General features: G+C 64.9%; 1 protein-coding gene. It reads left to right on the plus strand.

Features of this window, described 5'->3' with window-relative positions:
- Positions 1–19,611: an amino acid adenylation domain-containing protein gene (locus ACZYZF_RS20290; RefSeq protein ID WP_463836616.1), complete on the plus strand. Its 19,611-nt coding sequence runs from the start codon at positions 1–3 to the stop codon at positions 19,609–19,611.
- Positions 19,612–19,617 lie beyond the last annotated feature (6 nt).

The raw sequence follows: 19,617 nt of genomic DNA on the forward strand, positions 1-19,617 counted from the left end.
ATGCAGCATGTTGAACAGGCGCTGCCGGTAACGCGCGCACAGCTCGACATATGGCTTGCGCAAGACGTCGGTTCCTCCAGTACGGAGTGGCAACTCGGCTTGTTCGTCCGAATCGCAGGTGACGTAGACCGCGATGCCCTTCAGTGGGCGGTCTCCCGTGTGGTCCGCGAGGCCGAACCAATGCGGGCCACGTTCTTCGAAGCCGATGGACAGGTTTTCCAGAGGGCGGTCGAGTACCCGAATGTTGAGCTGGCATTCCATGACCTGACTGGCGCGGCCGATCCGGAGCAGGACGCCCGGGACATGGCGGCGGCAATCCAGCGCACACCAATGTCGATGACAGGACCGCTGTTCAAGTGCGCACTCTTCAAGACTCGCGCCGACGAGCATTTCCTGATCGCGTGCTGTCACCACATAGTCTTGGACGGAACGGGTATCGCTCTCGTCGGCTCGCGGCTCGCTTCGGTGTACTCCTCACTTGTCACCGGTGCGCCGGTACCACCCGCGATCTTCGGTTCACTGTCCGACCTGATCGACTGCGAGTCGGAATACGAAGCGTCCGGCGAATACCTCGACGACCAGGCGTACTGGCATGAGCATCTTCCACCGGATGGCAGCCCGCGCTTCGAGACCACCGACGTTGACGGCGGCCACGAAGCTCATTGGCCCTCGGCCCCAGTGCAATTGGATTCAGACCTGCTTCGCAGGCTCGATGAGTTCGCCGACTCCAAGAACGTTCCCCGCTCCTCGGTCATCACAGCGGCCTGCGCACTCCTGGTGCGTGGCTGGTGTGCAGACGGCTCAGATGTGGTACTCGACTTCCCCGTCAGCCGACGTGTACGTCCCGAATCCCGAACCCTTCCGGGGATGGTCGCGGGCGTCGTGCCGCTGGTATTGACGGCGTCGCCGACAACCTCGATCTCCGATTTCGTCGACCATGTCGAGACTCGAATACAAGAAGCTGTGCAGCATCAACGGTTTCCGGTGCATGCGCTTGAGCGCAAGGTCAATCCGCACGCCGCGGGCCAGATGGCCAATCGGGTGAGCGTGAACTTCCTCCCCTCGACATTCACGTTGGACTTCGGTGGCGCGCCCGCGTCGGCTTCGCTGACCAACGCCGGCGTTGTCGGTGGCTTCGGGCTGATCTTCTCCAGCTCGGGCGATCAGTTGCTGCTCAGCACCATGGGGTCCGGTCAGCCGTTCTCCGAATTCGACGTCGCTGACCTCGCGGCGCGGGTGGAGCGCGTGCTGGCCGGCCTGGTGGCTGATCCCAACGAGCTTGTGGTGTCCGTGGATGTGCTTGATGCGGCTGATCGTGCGGGGCTGGATGAGGTTGGTCATCGGGCGGTGTTGACCGGGTCGGTGGTGGAGTCCTCGATTCCGGCGTTGTTCGCAGCGCAGGTGGAGCGGACTCCGGATGCGGTGGCGGTCTGTTTTGAGGGTCGTTCGTTGTCTTATCGGGAGCTGGATGAGGCGTCGAATCGGTTGGCGCAGTTGCTGGTGGGTGAGGGTGCTGGTGCCGGTGCCTGTGTGGGTTTGATGACTGGTCGTTGTGCTGATGCGGTTGTGGCGATTTTGGGTGTGTTGAAGTCGGGGGCGGCGTATCTGCCGATTGATCCGGTGGTGCCGGATGCGCGGGTGGAGTTCATGCTCGGTGACGCGGCTCCGGTGGCCGTCCTGACGACTGTGGAGTTGATCGATCGCCTGGGCGGATTTGGTGTGGCGGTCATCGACCTGGCTGACCCACGCATTGATTCTCAGCCCGGTACGCCTCTGGTGGTGGGCCCGGCCTCTGATGACATCGCGCACATTATTTATACGTCTGGGACGACGGGTGTTCCCAAAGGTGTTGCGGTTACTCATCAGAACGTGACGCGGTTGTTCGATGGGATGGATGTCGGTTTCGAGATGGGCCCGCGGCAGGTGTGGGCTGCGTGTTCGTCGTTGGCGTTCGATTATTCGGTGTGGGAGATCTGGGGTGCGCTGCTGCATGGTGGCCGTTTGGTGGTGGTGCCCGAGTCGACGACGCGCTCACCGCGGGATCTGGAGGAGTTGGTTGTTGGCGAGGGTGTGACGGTGTTGAGCCAGACGCCTTCTGCGGTGGGTGTTTTGGATCCGGAGAAGTTGGAATCGGTGTCGGCGTTGATGGTCGCGGCCGAGGCGTGTCCGCCCGATGTGGTGGATCGGTGGGCGCCGGGTCGGGTGATGATCAATGGTTATGGTCCGACGGAGACGACGGTGTATGCCACGATCAGCGCTCCGCTGCGAGCCGGGTCGGGTGTGGTGCCGATCGGTGTGCCGGTGCCGGGTGCGGCGTTGTTCGTGTTGGATCGGTGGTTGCGTCCGGTGCCTGCGGGTGTGGTGGGTGAGTTGTATGTGGCCGGTCGTGGTGTGGGGTTGGGTTATGTGCATCGGCCGGGGTTGACTGCTTCGCGGTTTGTGCCGTGTCCGTTCGGCGGGGTGGGCGCTCGGATGTATCGGACCGGGGATCTGGTGTCCTGGGGTTCGGATGGGCAGTTGCGGTATGGCGGGCGTGCTGATGAGCAGGTCAAGATTCGTGGCTATCGCATCGAATTGGGCGAAGTCCAAACAGCTTTGGCTGAGGTGGACGGTGTGCAGCAGGCGGTGGTGATCGTCCGGGAGGATCGCCCGGGTGATAGGCGGCTGGTCGGTTATTTCACCGGCATGGCTGATCCAACTGAGGTGCGGGCAGCGCTGGTACAGCGGTTGCCTTCCTACATGGTGCCCACTGCGATTGTGGTGCTCGATGCGCTGCCGTTGACGGTCAACGGCAAGCTCGACAAACGCGCGCTACCTGTACCCGAATACGCCGACACCGACCATTTCCGAGCGCCGAGCACTGCCACCGAGGAGATCCTGGCCGGGATCTATGCGCAGGTCCTCGGCCTGGAACGCGTCGGTATCGATGACTCCTTCTTCGACCTCGGCGGCGACAGCATCATGGCGATGCGGGTGGTGTCGGCGGTCAACATGACCTTGGATGCCGGCCTGGCGGTGCGCACCCTTTTCGATTCCCCGACAGTGGCGCAGCTGGCGCCACATGTCGGCGAAGATTCGGACCGGCGCGCGCCCTTGGTGGCGGCCGAGCGTCCTCGTCTGATTCCGTTGTCCTTCGCACAACAGCGGCTGTGGTTCCTCAACCGGTTCGAAGACGGGGCGGCGACATACAACATGCCGATCGCGTTCCGGATCAACGGCGCACTGGACCTCGGCGCGCTCGATGCGGCTCTGGACGACGTGATCACCCGTCACGAATCGCTGCGCACAGTGTTCCGCGATGTCGACGGTGTGCCGTCTCAGAAGGTGCTGCCCGCGCAGCCGGGGCTGTGGCGGCGCGGCGGTCCGGCAATGGTGCAGGTTGCAGAAGACGACCTGGCCGGCGAATTGACTGCCCTGGCGGGTTACACGTTTGACTTGGCCAGTGAGATCCCGATCCGGGCCCAGATCTATGCCCTGGGACTCGAACGGTTCGTTCTCGGAATCGTCTTGCACCACATTGCCTTCGACGGCTGGTCGATGGCACCCATGGCCCGGGACGTCGGCGAGGCGTATCGGTCGCGCACCCTCGGCCAGGCCCCCGCCTGGTCACCGCTGCCGGTGCAGTACGCCGATTACACGCTGTGGCAACATGGTTGGCTGGGATCCGAGTCCGATCCCGACAGTGTGCTCGCCAGCCAGTTGACCTACTGGCGTCGGGAATTGGCTGACCTCCCCGAGGTGGTGTCGCTTCCAACGGATCGTCCGCGTCCGCCCGCGCTCAGCTATCGCGGCGATGCGATTGACCTGTGCATCGATCCCGAGTCCTGGGCGGGAATCAAAGCCGTCGCCACGGCGCACAACGCCACGGCGTCGATGGTATTGCAGGCCACGATCGCGGTCGCGCTGCACCGAGCCGGCGTTGGCGATGACATCGCACTGGGGACCCCGATTGCCGGTCGTACGGACCAGGCCCTTGATGAGCTGGTCGGCTTCTTCGTCAACACCTGGGTGCTACGACTGGGCGTTGACCCTGCGCTGCCGTTCAGCGAAGTGTTGGAACGTGTGCGGCAGAAGGCATTGGATGCCTACTCAAATCAGGATGTGCCGTTCGAGCTGTTGGTTGAGCGGCTCAACCCGACGCGATCGACATCCCACCACCCGCTGTTCCAGGTGGCGTTGGCCTTCCAGAACAACGTGCGTCCCGAAATCCAGCTGGATGACCTCGACGTCGAGCCGGTCACTGCCGATATCCATACCGCCCGGTTCGACCTCGAATTCGACCTGCGAGAAATATCCAGCGGGGACTCGAATGCGCTGTTCGATCTGAAGGCAGCGCCTGCCGAAGGCCGCGGTGAGCTGATGGCGGCCGGCACGGTCGCCTATGCCACGGATCTGTATGACCGATCCAGCGTCGAGCGGTTGGTGGGTTGGTTCGGCCGCGTGGTCCACGCTGTGGTGGCCGATTCGTCGGTGGTCGTGGGTGAGATCGGCCTGCTGGATCACGATGAGCAGGATCTGGTGCTGCACAAGTGGTCTGGCGCTGAGGTGAGCCTGCCGGTGGGATTGGCGCCGGATTCGCTGGCTGCGGCGGTTGCCGCTGACCCGGACGCCATTGCGGTAATAGATGGGACGCGCGAGCTGTCCTACCGGGAGCTGGATGAGGTCTCGAACCGGTTGGCTCGGGCATTGATCGAGGCGGGCGTGGGCCCCGAGCGTGCCGTCGGTGTGGCTATGAGTCGCTGCGCGGAGTTGGTGATCGCATGGTGGGCAGTGCTCAAGGCCGGCGGGGTGTACGTGCCGGTCGATCCAGGCCACCCGGCCGAGCGGATCGCCACGGTACTGGACACCGCCGAGGCTGTTTGCGTGCTCACGCGCGGCATGGGCGGGCTCGAAGGGACCGACGGCCACCTCGTCATTCCGCTTGAAGTGGTCGATCTGTCCGGGTACAGCGCCGAGCGGGTTACTGATTCGGACCGGTTGTCGCCGTTGGATATTGATGATGCGGCGTATGTGATTTTCACGTCGGGGTCGACGGGTACGCCGAAGGGTGTGGCGATCAGCCACGCCGGTGTGCTGGGTGTGGCAGCTGCGCACCACGATTTGCTCGGCGTGGGCCCGCACTCTCGGGTGTTGATGGTGGCTGCGCCGACGTTCGATGCCTCGGTCTTCGAGTGGCTGTGGGCGGTGGCGTCGGGAGCGGCGTTGGTGGTGGCTCCGCCGGATTCCTATGCCGGCGAGGCACTGGCCGAGGTTCTGGCGCGCCAGCGCGTCGATGCGGCTCTGATCACGCCGACCGTGTTGGCCACGCTGGATCCGACTCAGATCGACGGGTTGGATACGTTGGTCACCGGTGGTGAGGCGTGTCCGGCTGAGTTGGTGGCCGCGTGGGCGCCCGGTCGGCGGATGTTCAATGCGTACGGACCGACCGAGGTCACTATCTGGTCGACCTGGAGTGCGCTCTCGGCCGGGGAGCCGGTGCGAATCGGTGCCCCGGTTCCGGGCACCTGCGCGCTGGTGCTGGATGCGCGGCTGAACCCGGCCCCGGTCGGGGTGGTCGGTGAGCTGTATCTCGCCGGGCACGCAGTGGCGCGTGGTTACGTGGGCCGCCCCGATCTGACGGCGGATCGGTTCGTGGCCAACCCCTTTGGCGCTCCCGGGACGCGGCTGTATCGTACCGGCGACCTCGTGCGTTGGACCGATACGGGCTGTCTGGAATACCGGGGACGCGCCGATGCCCAGATCAAGCTGCGGGGCCAGCGTCTGGAACTGGGCGAGATCGAGAACACCCTGCTGACCTGCCCGAAGGTCACGCGTGCGGCTGCGGCCGTGCATCGGGGCAGCACCGGAGTCGATCACCTGGTCGGCTACATCGCCCTAGAGCAGACCAGCAGCGCCGACCACGACGCCGACGTCGTCGACCAGTGGCAAGGCATCTACGACGAGCTCTACGATGCCGAGCTCGACATGGTCGAGTTCGGCAACGATTTCCGGGGGTGGAACAGCAGCTACACCGACGATCCGATCCCGCTCCAGGAGATGGAGGAGTGGCGCTCGGCCACCGTGGACCGGATCCTCGCGCTGCGGCCGCAGCGGGTGCTCGAGCTCGGCGTCGGATCGGGCTTGGTGCTGTCGCAGCTCGCTCCGAAGTGCGTGGAGTACTGGGGCACAGACTTTTCCGCACCGACCATCCAGAAGCTGCAATCGGCGGTGGTCGGCCACCCGTGGGGAGATCGGGTGCATCTGCTCACCCGACCGGCGCACATGACCGAGGAGCTGCCGCAGAACCAGTTCGACATGGTGGTGATCAACTCGGTGGTCCAGTACTTCCCGAGCGCTGGGTACCTGGCCGAGGTGATCGACAAGGCAGTGGATCTGCTGGCGCCGGGCGGCAAATTGTTCGTCGGCGACGTGCGCAACCACAGTCTGCAGGCCGCGTTCCAGACCGGTATTGCGCTGGCGCGCAGCCGGAATGGTACCGATACCGACGAGATCCGCCAGCGGGTACAGCGCGCGATGCTGGGCGAGCCCGAGTTACTGCTTGCCCCGGAGTTTTTCACCACTTGGGCAGCCGACCACCCGTCGGTGGGCGGTATCGCCATCCAGGTCAAACGTGGTGAGGCCGACAACGAGCTGAGCCGGTACCGCTACGACGTGATCATCCACAAGTCGCCCACCCAGGTGTGCTCGCTGACCAGTGCCCCGAACTGGGCATGGGCCGATTGTGCGGGCCTGAATGGGCTGCAGGCCGAGCTGACGGCTCGGCAACCGTCCACCGTGCGGGTCAGCGGCATTCCCCGTGCCGGGGTGATCACCGATGTGGTGACCGAACAAGCCTTGAGCGCCGGACTTCCCATCGTGGAGGCGCTCGTCCACGCCGACACCGGCGCCGCCGATGTCGTCGTCACACCCGAAATGGTGTACCGGCTCGGCGAGGCGGCCGGATACCACGTCGCGGTCACGTGGGGCGCACAACCCGGCACATTGGACGCCGTATTCATCGCCACCTCCGACGGGCAGGCCGTGCCGGCGCTCACCGATCTGTACCAGCCCGCCACCGACTCCCGTCAGCGCGGCGGCTATGCCAATGACCCGCACACCAACTCGAAGGTCACCGCGGTCCGTCAATGGTTGGCCGATCGGTTGCCCGAATACATGGTGCCGTCCCAGATCGTGGTGCTCGACGAGTTTCCGCTGACTTCTTCGGGCAAGATCGATCGCAAGGCCCTTCCTGAACCCACCTTTGTCGCCACCTCATTCCGTGCGCCTGAGGCCGATATGGAAAAGATCGTCGCCGAGGTGTTCACCGAGGTCCTGGGACTCGGCAGGGCGGGGCTCGATGACGATTTCTTCGTCCTCGGCGGCGATTCGCTGATTGCGATCCGGGTCTGTGCGCGTCTACGGTCCGCTCTCGGTAGGGATGTGCCGGTCCGCTACCTGTTTGACGCACCCACAGTCGGTGGGCTGGCCGACTATCTGAATCGGCACCAGGACGGGGTGGCCCGGCCTCCGTTGACCGCGCGGCATCGTCCGGCGATGGTTCCGCTGTCGTATGCCCAGCAGCGGTTGTGGTTCCTGGAGCAGTTGCACGGTCCGTCGCCGATCTACAACATGGCGGTGGCGCTGCGGCTCCGGGGACGCCTGGACGCTGACGCGCTCGGCGCCGCGCTGGCAGACGTCGTGGGCCGGCAGGAGAGCCTCCGCACCGTGTTCACATCGGCCGACGGGGTACCTCAGCAGGTGGTCCTCGGCGTTGAAAAGACTGTCCCGGGGTGGCGAATTGTCGACGCCGACGGATGGCCCGCAGGCCGCCTCGACGAAGCAATCGGTGATACGGCGCGTCACAGTTTTGACCTCACGACTGAGATCCCGATCAAGGCAACGCTTTTCCGTATCGACGAGAACGAGCATGTGCTGGCGGCGGTTGTGCACCATATCGCCGCCGACGGCTGGTCGGTGACCCCTCTGGTGATCGATCTCGCGACTTCGTACGCCAGTCGGTGCGCGGGGCAGGCGCCGGATTGGGATCCCTTGCCGGTGCAGTATGCCGATTACACGCTGTGGCAGCAGGAGTGGTTGGGATCCGTATCCGACCCCGACAGCGTCATCAGCGGCCAGCTGAGCTACTGGGAGGGCGAGCTGGCGGAGCTGCCCGACCGGTTGGAGCTGCCAACGGACCGGGCGTACCCGCCGGTGGCCGACTACCAGGGCTCCAGTGTGACGGTGGTTTGGCCGGCCGAGTTGCAGCAACAGATCGCCCGGGTGGCCCGCGAACGTGGTGCGACGAGTTTCATGGTTGTCCAAGCGGCGTTGGCGGCGCTGATGGCCCAGCTGAGCGCGAGCACCGATGTGGCCGTGGGCATTGCGTCTGCCGGCCGGGGCGAGCCCGCGCTCGACGACCTGGTGGGCTTCTTTGTCAACACGTTGGTGCTGCGGGTGGACGTCGCCGGTGACCCCACGGTTGCCGACCTGTTGGACCAGGTGCGGCGGCGGAGTTTGGCGGCGTTCGAGCATCAGGATGTGCCGTTCGAGGTGCTGGTGGACCGGCTCAATCCGACGCGAAGCCTGACCCATCATCCGCTGGTGCAGGTCATGCTGACTTGGCAGAACCTGCCGTGGCAGCACAGTGATCCCGCTGCCGCGCTGACGTTGGGTGACGTTGGAGTCACCCGGTTGGAGGCCGAAACGCAGACCGCCCGTATGGATCTGGTGTTCTCCCTGGCCGAACGTTTCAACGACGCCGGCACACCGGCCGGTATCGAAGGATCAGTCGAGTTCCGCACCGACGTGTTCGACTCGGCCACCATCGAGACCGTGATCGAGCGGTTGCAGCGGATGCTGGTGGGAATGACGGCCGATCCGACGCAGCGGTTGTCGGCGGTGGATGTGCTTGATGCGGCTGATCGTGCGGGGCTGGATGAGGTTGGTCATCGGGCGGTGTTGACCGGGTCGGTGGTGGAGTCCTCGATTCCGGCGTTGTTCGCAGCGCAGGTGGAGCGGACTCCGGATGCGGTGGCGGTCTGTTTTGAGGGTCGTTCGTTGTCTTATCGGGAGCTGGATGAGGCGTCGAATCGGTTGGCGCAGTTGCTGGTGGGTGAGGGTGCTGGTGCCGGTGCCTGTGTGGGTTTGATGACTGGTCGTTGTGCTGATGCGGTTGTGGCGATTTTGGGTGTGTTGAAGTCGGGGGCGGCGTATCTGCCGATTGATCCGGTGGTGCCGGATGCGCGGGTGGAGTTCATGCTCGGTGACGCGGCTCCGGTGGCCGTCCTGACGACTGTGGAGTTGATCGATCGCCTGGGCGGATTTGGTGTGGCGGTCATCGACCTGGCTGACCCACGCATTGATTCTCAGCCCGGTACGCCTCTGGTGGTGGGCCCGGCCTCTGATGACATCGCGCACATTATTTATACGTCTGGGACGACGGGTGTTCCCAAAGGTGTTGCGGTTACTCATCAGAACGTGACGCGGTTGTTCGATGGGATGGATGTCGGTTTCGAGATGGGCCCGCGGCAGGTGTGGGCTGCGTGTTCGTCGTTGGCGTTCGATTATTCGGTGTGGGAGATCTGGGGTGCGCTGCTGCATGGTGGCCGTTTGGTGGTGGTGCCCGAGTCGACGACGCGCTCACCGCGGGATCTGGAGGAGTTGGTTGTTGGCGAGGGTGTGACGGTGTTGAGCCAGACGCCTTCTGCGGTGGGTGTTTTGGATCCGGAGAAGTTGGAATCGGTGTCGGCGTTGATGGTCGCGGCCGAGGCGTGTCCGCCCGATGTGGTGGATCGGTGGGCGCCGGGTCGGGTGATGATCAATGGTTATGGTCCGACGGAGACGACGGTGTATGCCACGATCAGCGCTCCGCTGCGAGCCGGGTCGGGTGTGGTGCCGATCGGTGTGCCGGTGCCGGGTGCGGCGTTGTTCGTGTTGGATCGGTGGTTGCGTCCGGTGCCTGCGGGTGTGGTGGGTGAGTTGTATGTGGCCGGTCGTGGTGTGGGGTTGGGTTATGTGCATCGGCCGGGGTTGACTGCTTCGCGGTTTGTGCCGTGTCCGTTCGGCGGGGTGGGCGCTCGGATGTATCGGACCGGGGATCTGGTGTCCTGGGGTTCGGATGGGCAGTTGCGGTATGGCGGGCGTGCTGATGAGCAGGTCAAGATTCGTGGCTATCGCATCGAATTGGGCGAAGTCCAAACAGCTTTGGCTGAGGTGGACGGTGTGCAGCAGGCGGTGGTGATCGTCCGGGAGGATCGCCCGGGTGATAGGCGGCTGGTCGGTTATTTCACCGGCATGGCTGATCCAACTGAGGTGCGGGCAGCGCTGGTACAGCGGTTGCCTTCCTACATGGTGCCCACTGCGATTGTGGTGCTCGATGCGCTGCCGTTGACGGTCAACGGCAAGCTCGACAAACGCGCGCTACCTGTACCCGAATACGCCGACACCGACCATTTCCGAGCGCCGAGCACTGCCACCGAGGAGATCCTGGCCGGGATCTATGCGCAGGTCCTCGGCCTGGAACGCGTCGGTATCGATGACTCCTTCTTCGACCTCGGCGGGGACTCGCTGTCGGCCATGCGGCTGATCGCTGCTGTCAACTCCAGCCTCGACGCTGATGTGGGTGTTCGCGCCCTGTTCGACGCACCGACAATTGCTCAGCTGGCACCGCACATCCAGGCAGGCTCGGGCGGGCGTCAGCGGTTGACCCCGCAGCAACGTCCCGACGTCGTCCCGTTGTCCTATGCGCAACAGCGGTTGTGGTTCCTGGAGCAGCTGCAGGGGCCGTCGGCGATCTACAACATGGCCGTCACGCTCCAGTTGCGTGGGGATCTGGATGCCGACGCGCTGGGGCAGTCGTTGACGGATGTTGTGGGCCGCCACGAGAGCTTGCGGACCGTGTTCGGCGCTGTCGACGGGACTCCGCATCAAATCCTGGTGCCCACCGAGCGGGCGGAACTCGGTTGGCAGGTCGTTGACGCCACCGGTTGGTCTGCAGACCGACTGAAGGACGCCGCCGAGGCGGTCGCGCGGCGCCCGTTTGACCTGACTCACGAAATACCGTTGCGGGCCACTCTGTTCCGGGTTGCTGAGGACGACCATGTTCTGGTTGCGGTGGTGCACCATATCGCCGCCGATGGTTGGTCGATCACCCCGTTCATCGCGGATCTGGGTGCCGCCTATGCGAGCCGTTGCGCCGGCCAGGCCCCGACGTGGGCGCCGTTGGCCGTGCAATACGCCGATTACACGTTGTGGCAACAAGAATGGTTGGGGTCGGAGTCCGATCCGGACAGCGTTATCGCCACGCAGTTGGCGTACTGGGAACAGGTGCTGGCGGATCTGCCCGAGCGCCTCGAGTTGCCCACCGATCGGCCCTATCCGCTGGTGGCCGATTACCAGGGTTCCAGCGTGACGATCGATTGGCCGGCCGAGTTGCAGCAGCAGGTGGGGCGGGTGGCTCGTGAGCACAATGCGACGAGCTTCATGGTGGTGCAGTCCGCACTGGCGGCCCTGCTCGCGCAGTTGAGCGCCAGTTCCGATGTGGCGGTGGGTATTGCGACGGCAGGTCGCAGCGATCCAGCGCTCGATGACCTTGTCGGCTTCTTCGTCAACACCCTGGTTCTACGGCTCGACCTAGTCGGTGATCCCACCGTCGCCGACCTGTTGGGCCAGGTGCGTCAGCGCGGGCTTGCGGCGTTCGAACATCAGGATGTGCCCTTCGAGGTACTGGTGGAGCGACTGAATCCGGCTCGCAGCCTGACCCATCATCCGCTCGTCCAGGTGATGGTGTCCTGGCAGAATTTCGCCGCGGAGCAAGCCTCCAGTCTGGCGCTCGGAAATGTCGAGGCCACTCCGTTGGACGCCGAATCCCGGACCGCTCGTATGGATCTGGTGTTCTCCCTGGCAGAACGGTTCAGCGAGACCGGTGCACCGGCCGGCATCGGCGGGATCGTCGAGTTCCGTACCGACGTATTCGACGCCACCACCGTCAACACGCTGGTGGAGCGGCTGCAGCGGGCATTGGTGGTGATGACCTCCGACACCGGGCAGCGGTTGTCGGCCGTCGATCTGCTCGACGCAGCTGACCGTGCGCGGCTGGACCAGATTGGTCATCGGGCAGTACTGACGCAATCGGTGCAGGAGACATCGATTCCGGCGTTGTTCGCGGCGCAGGTGGAGCGGGCGCCGGGCTCCGAGGCGGTCAGTTTCGATGGTCGTACGCTGAGCTACCGGGAACTCGACGAAGCGTCGAACCGGATGGCACACATGTTGATCGACCGGGGCGCTGGTCCCGGCGAGTGTGTGGCGTTGTTGCTCGAGCGCTCGGCGCAGGCGGTTGTCGCGATCCTGGGTGTGCTCAAATCGGGCGCGGCGTATCTGCCGATCGATCCGGCGGTACCAGACGCCCGCATCGAGTTCATGCTCACTGACGCCAAGCCCGTCGCGGCAGTCACCACGGGTGGTTTGGCCGAGCGGCTCGACGGGTCAGGTGTGCCGGTGGTCGAGGTCGACGATCCGCGCATTGATGTGCAGTCGGCCACCCCGGTGTCGTTGCCGGCGCCGGGGGACATCGCGCACATCATCTACACCTCCGGGACGACCGGTGCTCCCAAAGGCGTTGCGGTCACGCACCAGAACGTGACCCGGCTGTTCGACGGGATGGACGTCGGCATCGAGATGGGGCCGCGGCAAGTGTGGGCCCAATGTTCGTCGCTGGCCTTCGATTATTCGGTGTGGGAGATCTGGGGTGCGCTGCTTTTCGGCGGCCGGCTGGTGGTGGTGCCCGAGTCAACGACGCGCTCACCGCAAGACCTGCACGCCCTCCTCGTCAATGAACATGTCACCGTGGTGAGTCAAACCCCTTCGGCGGTGGGCATGTTGCCGTCAGAGGGGCTGGAGTCCGCGGCGTTGATGGTGGCAGCCGAGCCTTGCCCCGGCCAGGTCGTGGACCACTGGGCACCGGGCCGGGTGATGATCAACGGTTACGGTCCGACCGAGACGACGGTGTATGCCACGATCAGCGCTCCGTTGGTCGCAGGTTCGAATACCGTGCCGATCGGTGTGCCGGTGCCGGGTGCGGCGTTGTTCGTGCTGGATCGGTGGTTGCGTCCGGTGGCACCCGGTGTGGTGGGTGAGTTGTATGTGGCCGGCCGCGGGGTGGGGCTGGGTTATGTGCGGCGCGCCGGATTGAGTGCGTCTCGGTTCGTCGCCTGCCCGTTCGGCGGGGTGGGCGCCCGGATGTATCGGACCGGGGATCTGGTCTCCTGGGGGTCGGACGGGCAGTTGCGGTATGCCGGGCGTGCTGATGAGCAGGTCAAGATTCGCGGGTATCGCATCGAATTAGGTGAAATTCAAACAGCTCTCGCCGATCTGGGTGGTGTCGACCAGGCAGTGGTGATCGCTCGGGAGGACCGTCCGGGTGATAAGCGGCTGGTCGGGTACATCACCGGCACCGCCGATCCGTCAGACATCCGGGTACGCCTTTCACAGCAGCTGCCCTCGTACATGGTGCCCGCGGCGGTGGTGGCGCTCGACGCGTTGCCGTTGACCGTCAACGGCAAGCTCGACAAACGCGCCCTACCCGCACCCGACTACGCCGATACCGATCACTACCGGGCTCCGAGCACTGCCACCGAAGAGATCCTGGCCGGCATCTACGCCGATGTCCTCGGCCTGGAACGGGTCGGTGTCGACGACTCCTTCTTCGACCTCGGCGGGGACTCGTTGTCGGCCATGAGGTTGCTCGCTGCCGTCAACAGCCGCCTGGACGTCGACCTTGCGGTGCGCACTCTGTTCGACGCACCCACAGTCGCTCAGCTCGCCTCCCGTCTGGGCTCGGGCACGAGTGGACGCCGGCCGCTGATCCCGCAGCAGCGTCCAGCCGTCATCCCGTTGTCGTACGCGCAACAGCGGCTGTGGTTCCTCAACCGGTTCGAGGGCGGGGTCGCCACCTACAACATGCCGATCGGCTTCCGGATCAACGGTGCGGTGGACGTCGAAGCTCTGGGATCAGCGCTTGACGACGTCCTCGCCCGGCACGAATCGCTGCGCACGGTGTTCCCTGACGTCGATGGCGTGCCGTCGCAGAAGGTGATGCCGGCACAGGATGGCATGTGGCGCCGCGGCGGTCCGGCTGTGGTGCAGGTACCCGAGGACCAAGAAGACGCTGTCATCGGCGAGTTGATCGCGTTGGCGGGGTACCGGTTCGACCTGGCGACCGAGATCCCGATCCGTGCGCAGATCTACGCCGTGGGGCCCGAGCGGTACGTCCTCGGAATCGTCCTGCACCACATCGCGTTCGACGGTTGGTCGATGGCGCCGATGGTCAAGGATGTCGGGATCGCTTACGCGGCTCGATGCGGCGGGCAGGTTCCTGACTGGTCACCGCTGCCTGTCCAGTACGCCGATTACTCGCTGTGGCAGCGTGAACATCTGGGAGACCTGGAGGATCCGGACAGTCGGATCGCGGAACAGTTGTCCTACTGGCGTAAGGAGCTGGCGGACCTGCCCGAGGTGGTGTCGCTGCCCACCGATCGGCCACGTCCGCCAGTGCCCAGCTACCGCGGCGACGGGGTCCAGCTGCGCATCGACTCCCAAACCTGGGCCGGAGTCAAAGCGGTTGCCGCACAACACAACGTCACCACGTCGATGGTGTTGCAGGCCGTCATGTCTGTCGTGCTGCACCGGGCTGGGGTCGGTGAGGACATCGCGCTGGGGACGCCGATCGCCGGACGCAATGACCAGGCCCTGCAGGAGTTGGTCGGGTTCTTCGTCAACACCTGGGTTCTGCGGGTCGGTTTGAACTCTCAGCACAGGTTCAGCGATGTGCTCGATCAGGTGCGCCAGAAGGCGCTGGACGGGTACACGAATCAGGACGTGCCCTTCGAGTTACTGGTGGAGCAGCTCAACCCGACGCGGTCCACATCGCACCATCCGCTGTTCCAGGTCGCCCTGGTCTTCCAGAACAACGTGCGTCCCGAGGTGGCCTTGGAGGGTGCCGGCATCGAGCCGATGTCAATGGTTACCCGCACCGCCAAGTTCGATCTCGATGTCGACATCAGAGAGGTACCCGACGAGCGTTCGGGCGCACCGATGGCTGCCGGTGTGTTGACCTACGCCACGGACTTGTTCGACCGGTCCACGATCGAACGCTTGGTGGGTTGGTTCGACCGGATGGTCCAGGCCGTGGTGGCCGACTCGTCGGTGATGGTGGGCGAGGTGGCTCTCCTGGACCACGACGAGCGAGATCTGGTGTTGAACAAGTGGTCTGGCGCCGGATTCGATGCCCAGGTGGGGCTCGCTCCGGAGCTGTTGACGGCTGCGGCCGCCGCTGATCCGGACGGCCTGGCGTTGGTCGATGACCCGCGGGAGTTCACCTACCGGCAGCTCGACGAGGCCTCCAACCGGTTGGCGCGGGTGTTGATTGGCGCGGGGGTGGGCCCTGAGCGCGCGGTCGGTGTGGCGATGGGCCGGTGCGCTGAGTTGGTGATCGCGTGGTGGGCGGTGCTCAAGGCCGGAGGTGTGTATGTCCCGGTGGACCGGACGCACCCGGCCGAGCGGATCGCCACGGTGCTGGATGCCTCCGAAGCGGTATGTGTGCTGACCCGGGGCGACGACTCCGTGGCCGGAGCCGGGACGCGCGCGGTCATGGACATGGACTCACTGGATCATTCGGCAGCTTCGGCGGCGCCGATCACCGATACTGATCGGTTGGCGCCGTTGGCTGTTGACGATGCGGCGTATGTGATTTTCACGTCGGGGTCGACGGGTACGCCGAAGGGTGTGGCGATCACCCATGCCGGGGTGCTGGGTGTGGCTGCGGCCACGCGCAATTTGTTCGGTGTGAGCGCGGGTGCGCGCGTGCTGATGGTGGCCGCACCGACGTTCGATGCCTCGGTGTTCGAGTGGTTGTGGGCGGCGGCTTCGGGGGCGGCGTTGGTGGTGGCACCGCCGGATTCCTATGCGGGTGAGGCGCTCACCGCAGTCATCGAGGATCAACATGTCGAAGCGGCGTTGATCACACCGTCGGTGGTGGCAACGCTCGACCGTACCCGGTTGGGCGCGCTGACCACCTTGATCACCGGCGGTGAGGCATGTCCGGCGGAGTTGGTGGCGGCGTGGGCTGCATCCGCACGCGAGGAGGGAAATAGGACAACCCGGCGGATGTTCAATGCGTATGGCCCGACAGAGGTGACGATCTGGGCGACGTGGAGTGCGTTGTCGGCCGGGGAGCCGGTGCGTATCGGTGCTCCGGTGCCTGGCACGTCTGCGTTGGTGCTGGATGTGCGGCTCAATCCCGTTCCGGTTGGTGTGGTGGGTGAGTTGTATGTGGCTGGTCCGGTGTTGGCGCGGGGTTATGTGGGCCGGCCGGACTTGACCGCGGATCGGTTTGTGGCCAATCCCTTTGGTGCTCCGGGGACGCGGTTGTATCGCACGGGTGATCTGGTGCGCTGGAACTCCGACGGCAGTCTGGAGTATCTCGGTCGTGCTGATGCGCAGGTGAAGTTGCGCGGGCAGCGCCTTGAGTTGGGTGAGATCGAGAACACGCTGCTCGCCTGCCCACCGGTCGCGCGCGCCGCTGCCACGGTTTACCACCGTGATGCCACGGACCACCTGGTCGCCTATGTCGCGTTGGAACGGACCAGCAGTGCCGACAAAGATGCCGAGGTTGTCGATCAGTGGCAACACGTCTACGACGAGTTGTATGACGCCGATCTCGAAGTGGTGGAGTTCGGCAGCGACTTCCGTGGGTGGAACAGCAGTTACACCGGGGATCCGATCCCGATCGATCAGATGCGTGAATGGCGCTCGGGTGCGGTCGATCGAATCATGGCGCTGCGGCCGCAGCGGGTACTCGAGCTCGGTGTGGGTTCGGGCCTAGTGCTTGCCGAGATCGCTCCGAACTGCGTGGAGTATTGGGGCACAGACTTTTCCGCACCGACCATCCGCACGCTGGAATCAGCGGTGGCCGGCCAACCGTGGGGGGACCGCGTTCGGTTGCGCGTACAGCCCGCGGATGTGGTCGACGGGCTGCCGGTCGGATACTTCGACACGATCATCGTCAACTCGGTCATCCAATACTTCCCCAACGCCGGGTATCTCACCGAGGTCGTCGACAACGCCATGGGACTGTTGGCCCCGGGCGGGACTCTGTTCGTCGGCGATGTGCGCAATCACAGCCTTCAAGGCGCCTTCCAGACCGGTATCGCGCTGGCCCGCAGTGGATCGGGTGCCGACACCGACGACGTCCGCCAGCGTGTGCAGCGCGCCGTCCTCGGAGAGCCGGAGTTGCTCTTGGCGCCAGAGTTCTTCACCAGCTGGGCGGCGGACCACCCGGAAGTGGGAGGCATCGGGATCCAGGTAAAGCGCGGTGAAGCCGACAATGAGCTGACCCGCTACCGCTACGACGTCGTCATTCACAAGTCAGCATCCGGGGTCCAGTCGCTTGCGGAAGCACTCACCTGGGATTGGGCTGACTGCGCGGGACTGAGCGGGTTGCACGCCGAGTTGACGGCTCGGCGGCCGTCGACGGTGCGGGTCAGCGCGATCCCGCGGGCGGGTGTGATCGGTGATGTTGTCATCGAACAAGCCCTTGCAGACGGGCGTTCAGTGTCTGAAGCCGTGGCACAGGCGAAGGCCGCCGACGGGCCCTCGGATGCCGTGACACCGGAACTGCTGTACCGGCTCGGCGAGGCGGCCGGCTACCACGTTGCCGTCACGTGGGGTTCGCAGCCCGGCACCGTCGACGCGGTCTTCCTCGACGCCACGGGAGTGGCAGAGATCCCGGTCCTGACCGATCTCTATCTGCCAGACGGATCGCGTGAGCGCAGCACCCACGCGAATGACCCTGACACCAACAGCAAGGTCAGCGAAGTGCGTCAGTGGTTGGCCTCTCGGCTGCCGGAATACATGGTGCCGAGTCAGATCGTGGTGGTCGACGAGTTCCCACTGACTTCTTCGGGCAAGATCGACCGCCGGGCGCTGCCCGAACCGGTGTTCGTAGCCGCGTCGTTCCGGTCACCGCAGACCCCGACGGAGAAGACCGTCGCCGAAGTCTTCGCCGAGGTGCTCGGTCTGGACCGGGTTGGCCTCGACGACGACTTCTTTGCCTTGGGCGGGGATTCGTTGATCGCCATCCGGGTGAGCGCGCGACTCCAGTCGGCGCTCGGCAAGGACGTGCCGGTCAGGTATCTGTTCGATACACCCACCGTCGGCCGGTTGGCTGCCTGCCTGGACCGCCAACAGGACGACGCGGCGCGTCCACCGCTGCAGGTGATGCCGCGCCCGCAGACGGTTCCCTTGTCGTATGCCCAGCAGCGGTTGTGGTTCTTCGACCAATTGAACGGTCCGTCACCGGTTTACAACCTGGCGGTCGGGTTGCGCTTCACCGGAGACCTCGACGCGGCCGCGCTCGGACAGTCGCTGGCAGATGTGGTGGGCCGCCATGAGAGTCTGCGCACCCTGTTCACTCTGGCCGGGGAGATGCCGCAGCAATCCGTAGTGCCGGCCGCGAGTGCGCGTCCGTTCTGGGAAGTCGTGGACGCAGCGGGCTGGTCCGCGGACCGGTTGGTGGAGGCCGCAAGCGCAGTCGCACGTCACTCCTTTGACCTGTCGACTGAACTGCCATTGAGAGCAACACTTTTCCGCGTCGCAGAAGGTGAGCATGTGCTGGTGGCAGTCGTGCACCACATTGCTGCCGACGGCTGGTCGGTCACCCCTTTGGTGGCAGATCTGGGTGCGGCATATGCCGCCAGGTCTGCGGGGAGGCCGCCGGAGTGGCTGCCGTTGCCGGTGCAGTATGTGGATTACACGCTGTGGCAGCGGGCGTATCTGGGTGATCTGGCCGATCCGGAGAGTCGGATTTCCGGTCAGCTGGCGTACTGGGAGCAGGCTTTGGCGGGTCTGCCAGAGCGGTTGGAGTTGCCGACAGATCGACCGTACCCACCGGTGGCTGACTACCGGGGGGCGAGCTTGGTGGTGGAGTGGCCCGCTGAACTCCAGCAACGGATCGCCCGCGTGGCCCGCGAGCAGAACGCCACCAGTTTCATGGTGGTGCAGGCCGCGTTGGCGCTATTGCTGTCGAAGCTCAGTGCGAGTTCAGATGTGGCAGTGGGCATATCGATTGCGGGGCGCAATGACCCCGCGCTCGACAACTTGGTGGGATTCTTCGTCAACACATTGGTTCTCCGCGTCGACTTCGCCGGAGATCCGACAATCGGTGAACTGCTGGCGCAAGTGCGACAGCGCGGCTTGGCGGCCTTCGAGCATCAGGATGTGCCGTTCGAGGTAGTGGTGGATCGACTCAACCCCACCCGCAGCCTGACCCATCACCCACTCGTGCAGGTGATGCTGTCTTGGCAGAACCTGGCCTGGCAGCACAGCGCACATGCTGCCGGTGGCCTGACGCTGGGCGATGTCCGGGTGACCCCGCTGCCTGCCCAGACCCACACTGCCCGTACTGATCTGACCATTGCGCTGGGTGAACGTTGGACTGAGACCGGCGAGCCGGCCGGGATTGGGGGGACCGTTGAGTTTCGCACCGATGTTTATGACGAGGTCACTGTCGTGCGGTTGATCGATCGGTTGCGAAAGGTATTGATGGCGATGACGGCTGAGGCGGAGGCGTCGTCGTGACGGCCG

It is taken from the genome of Mycobacterium sp. IDUB_24 (assembly GCF_055419385.1).

Bases quoted from the DNA above. Each gene is read 5' to 3' on its own strand.
- ACZYZF_RS20290 (WP_463836616.1), top strand. From the start codon at position 1: ATGCAGCATGTTGAACAGGCGCTGCCGGTAACGCGCGCACAGCTCGAC.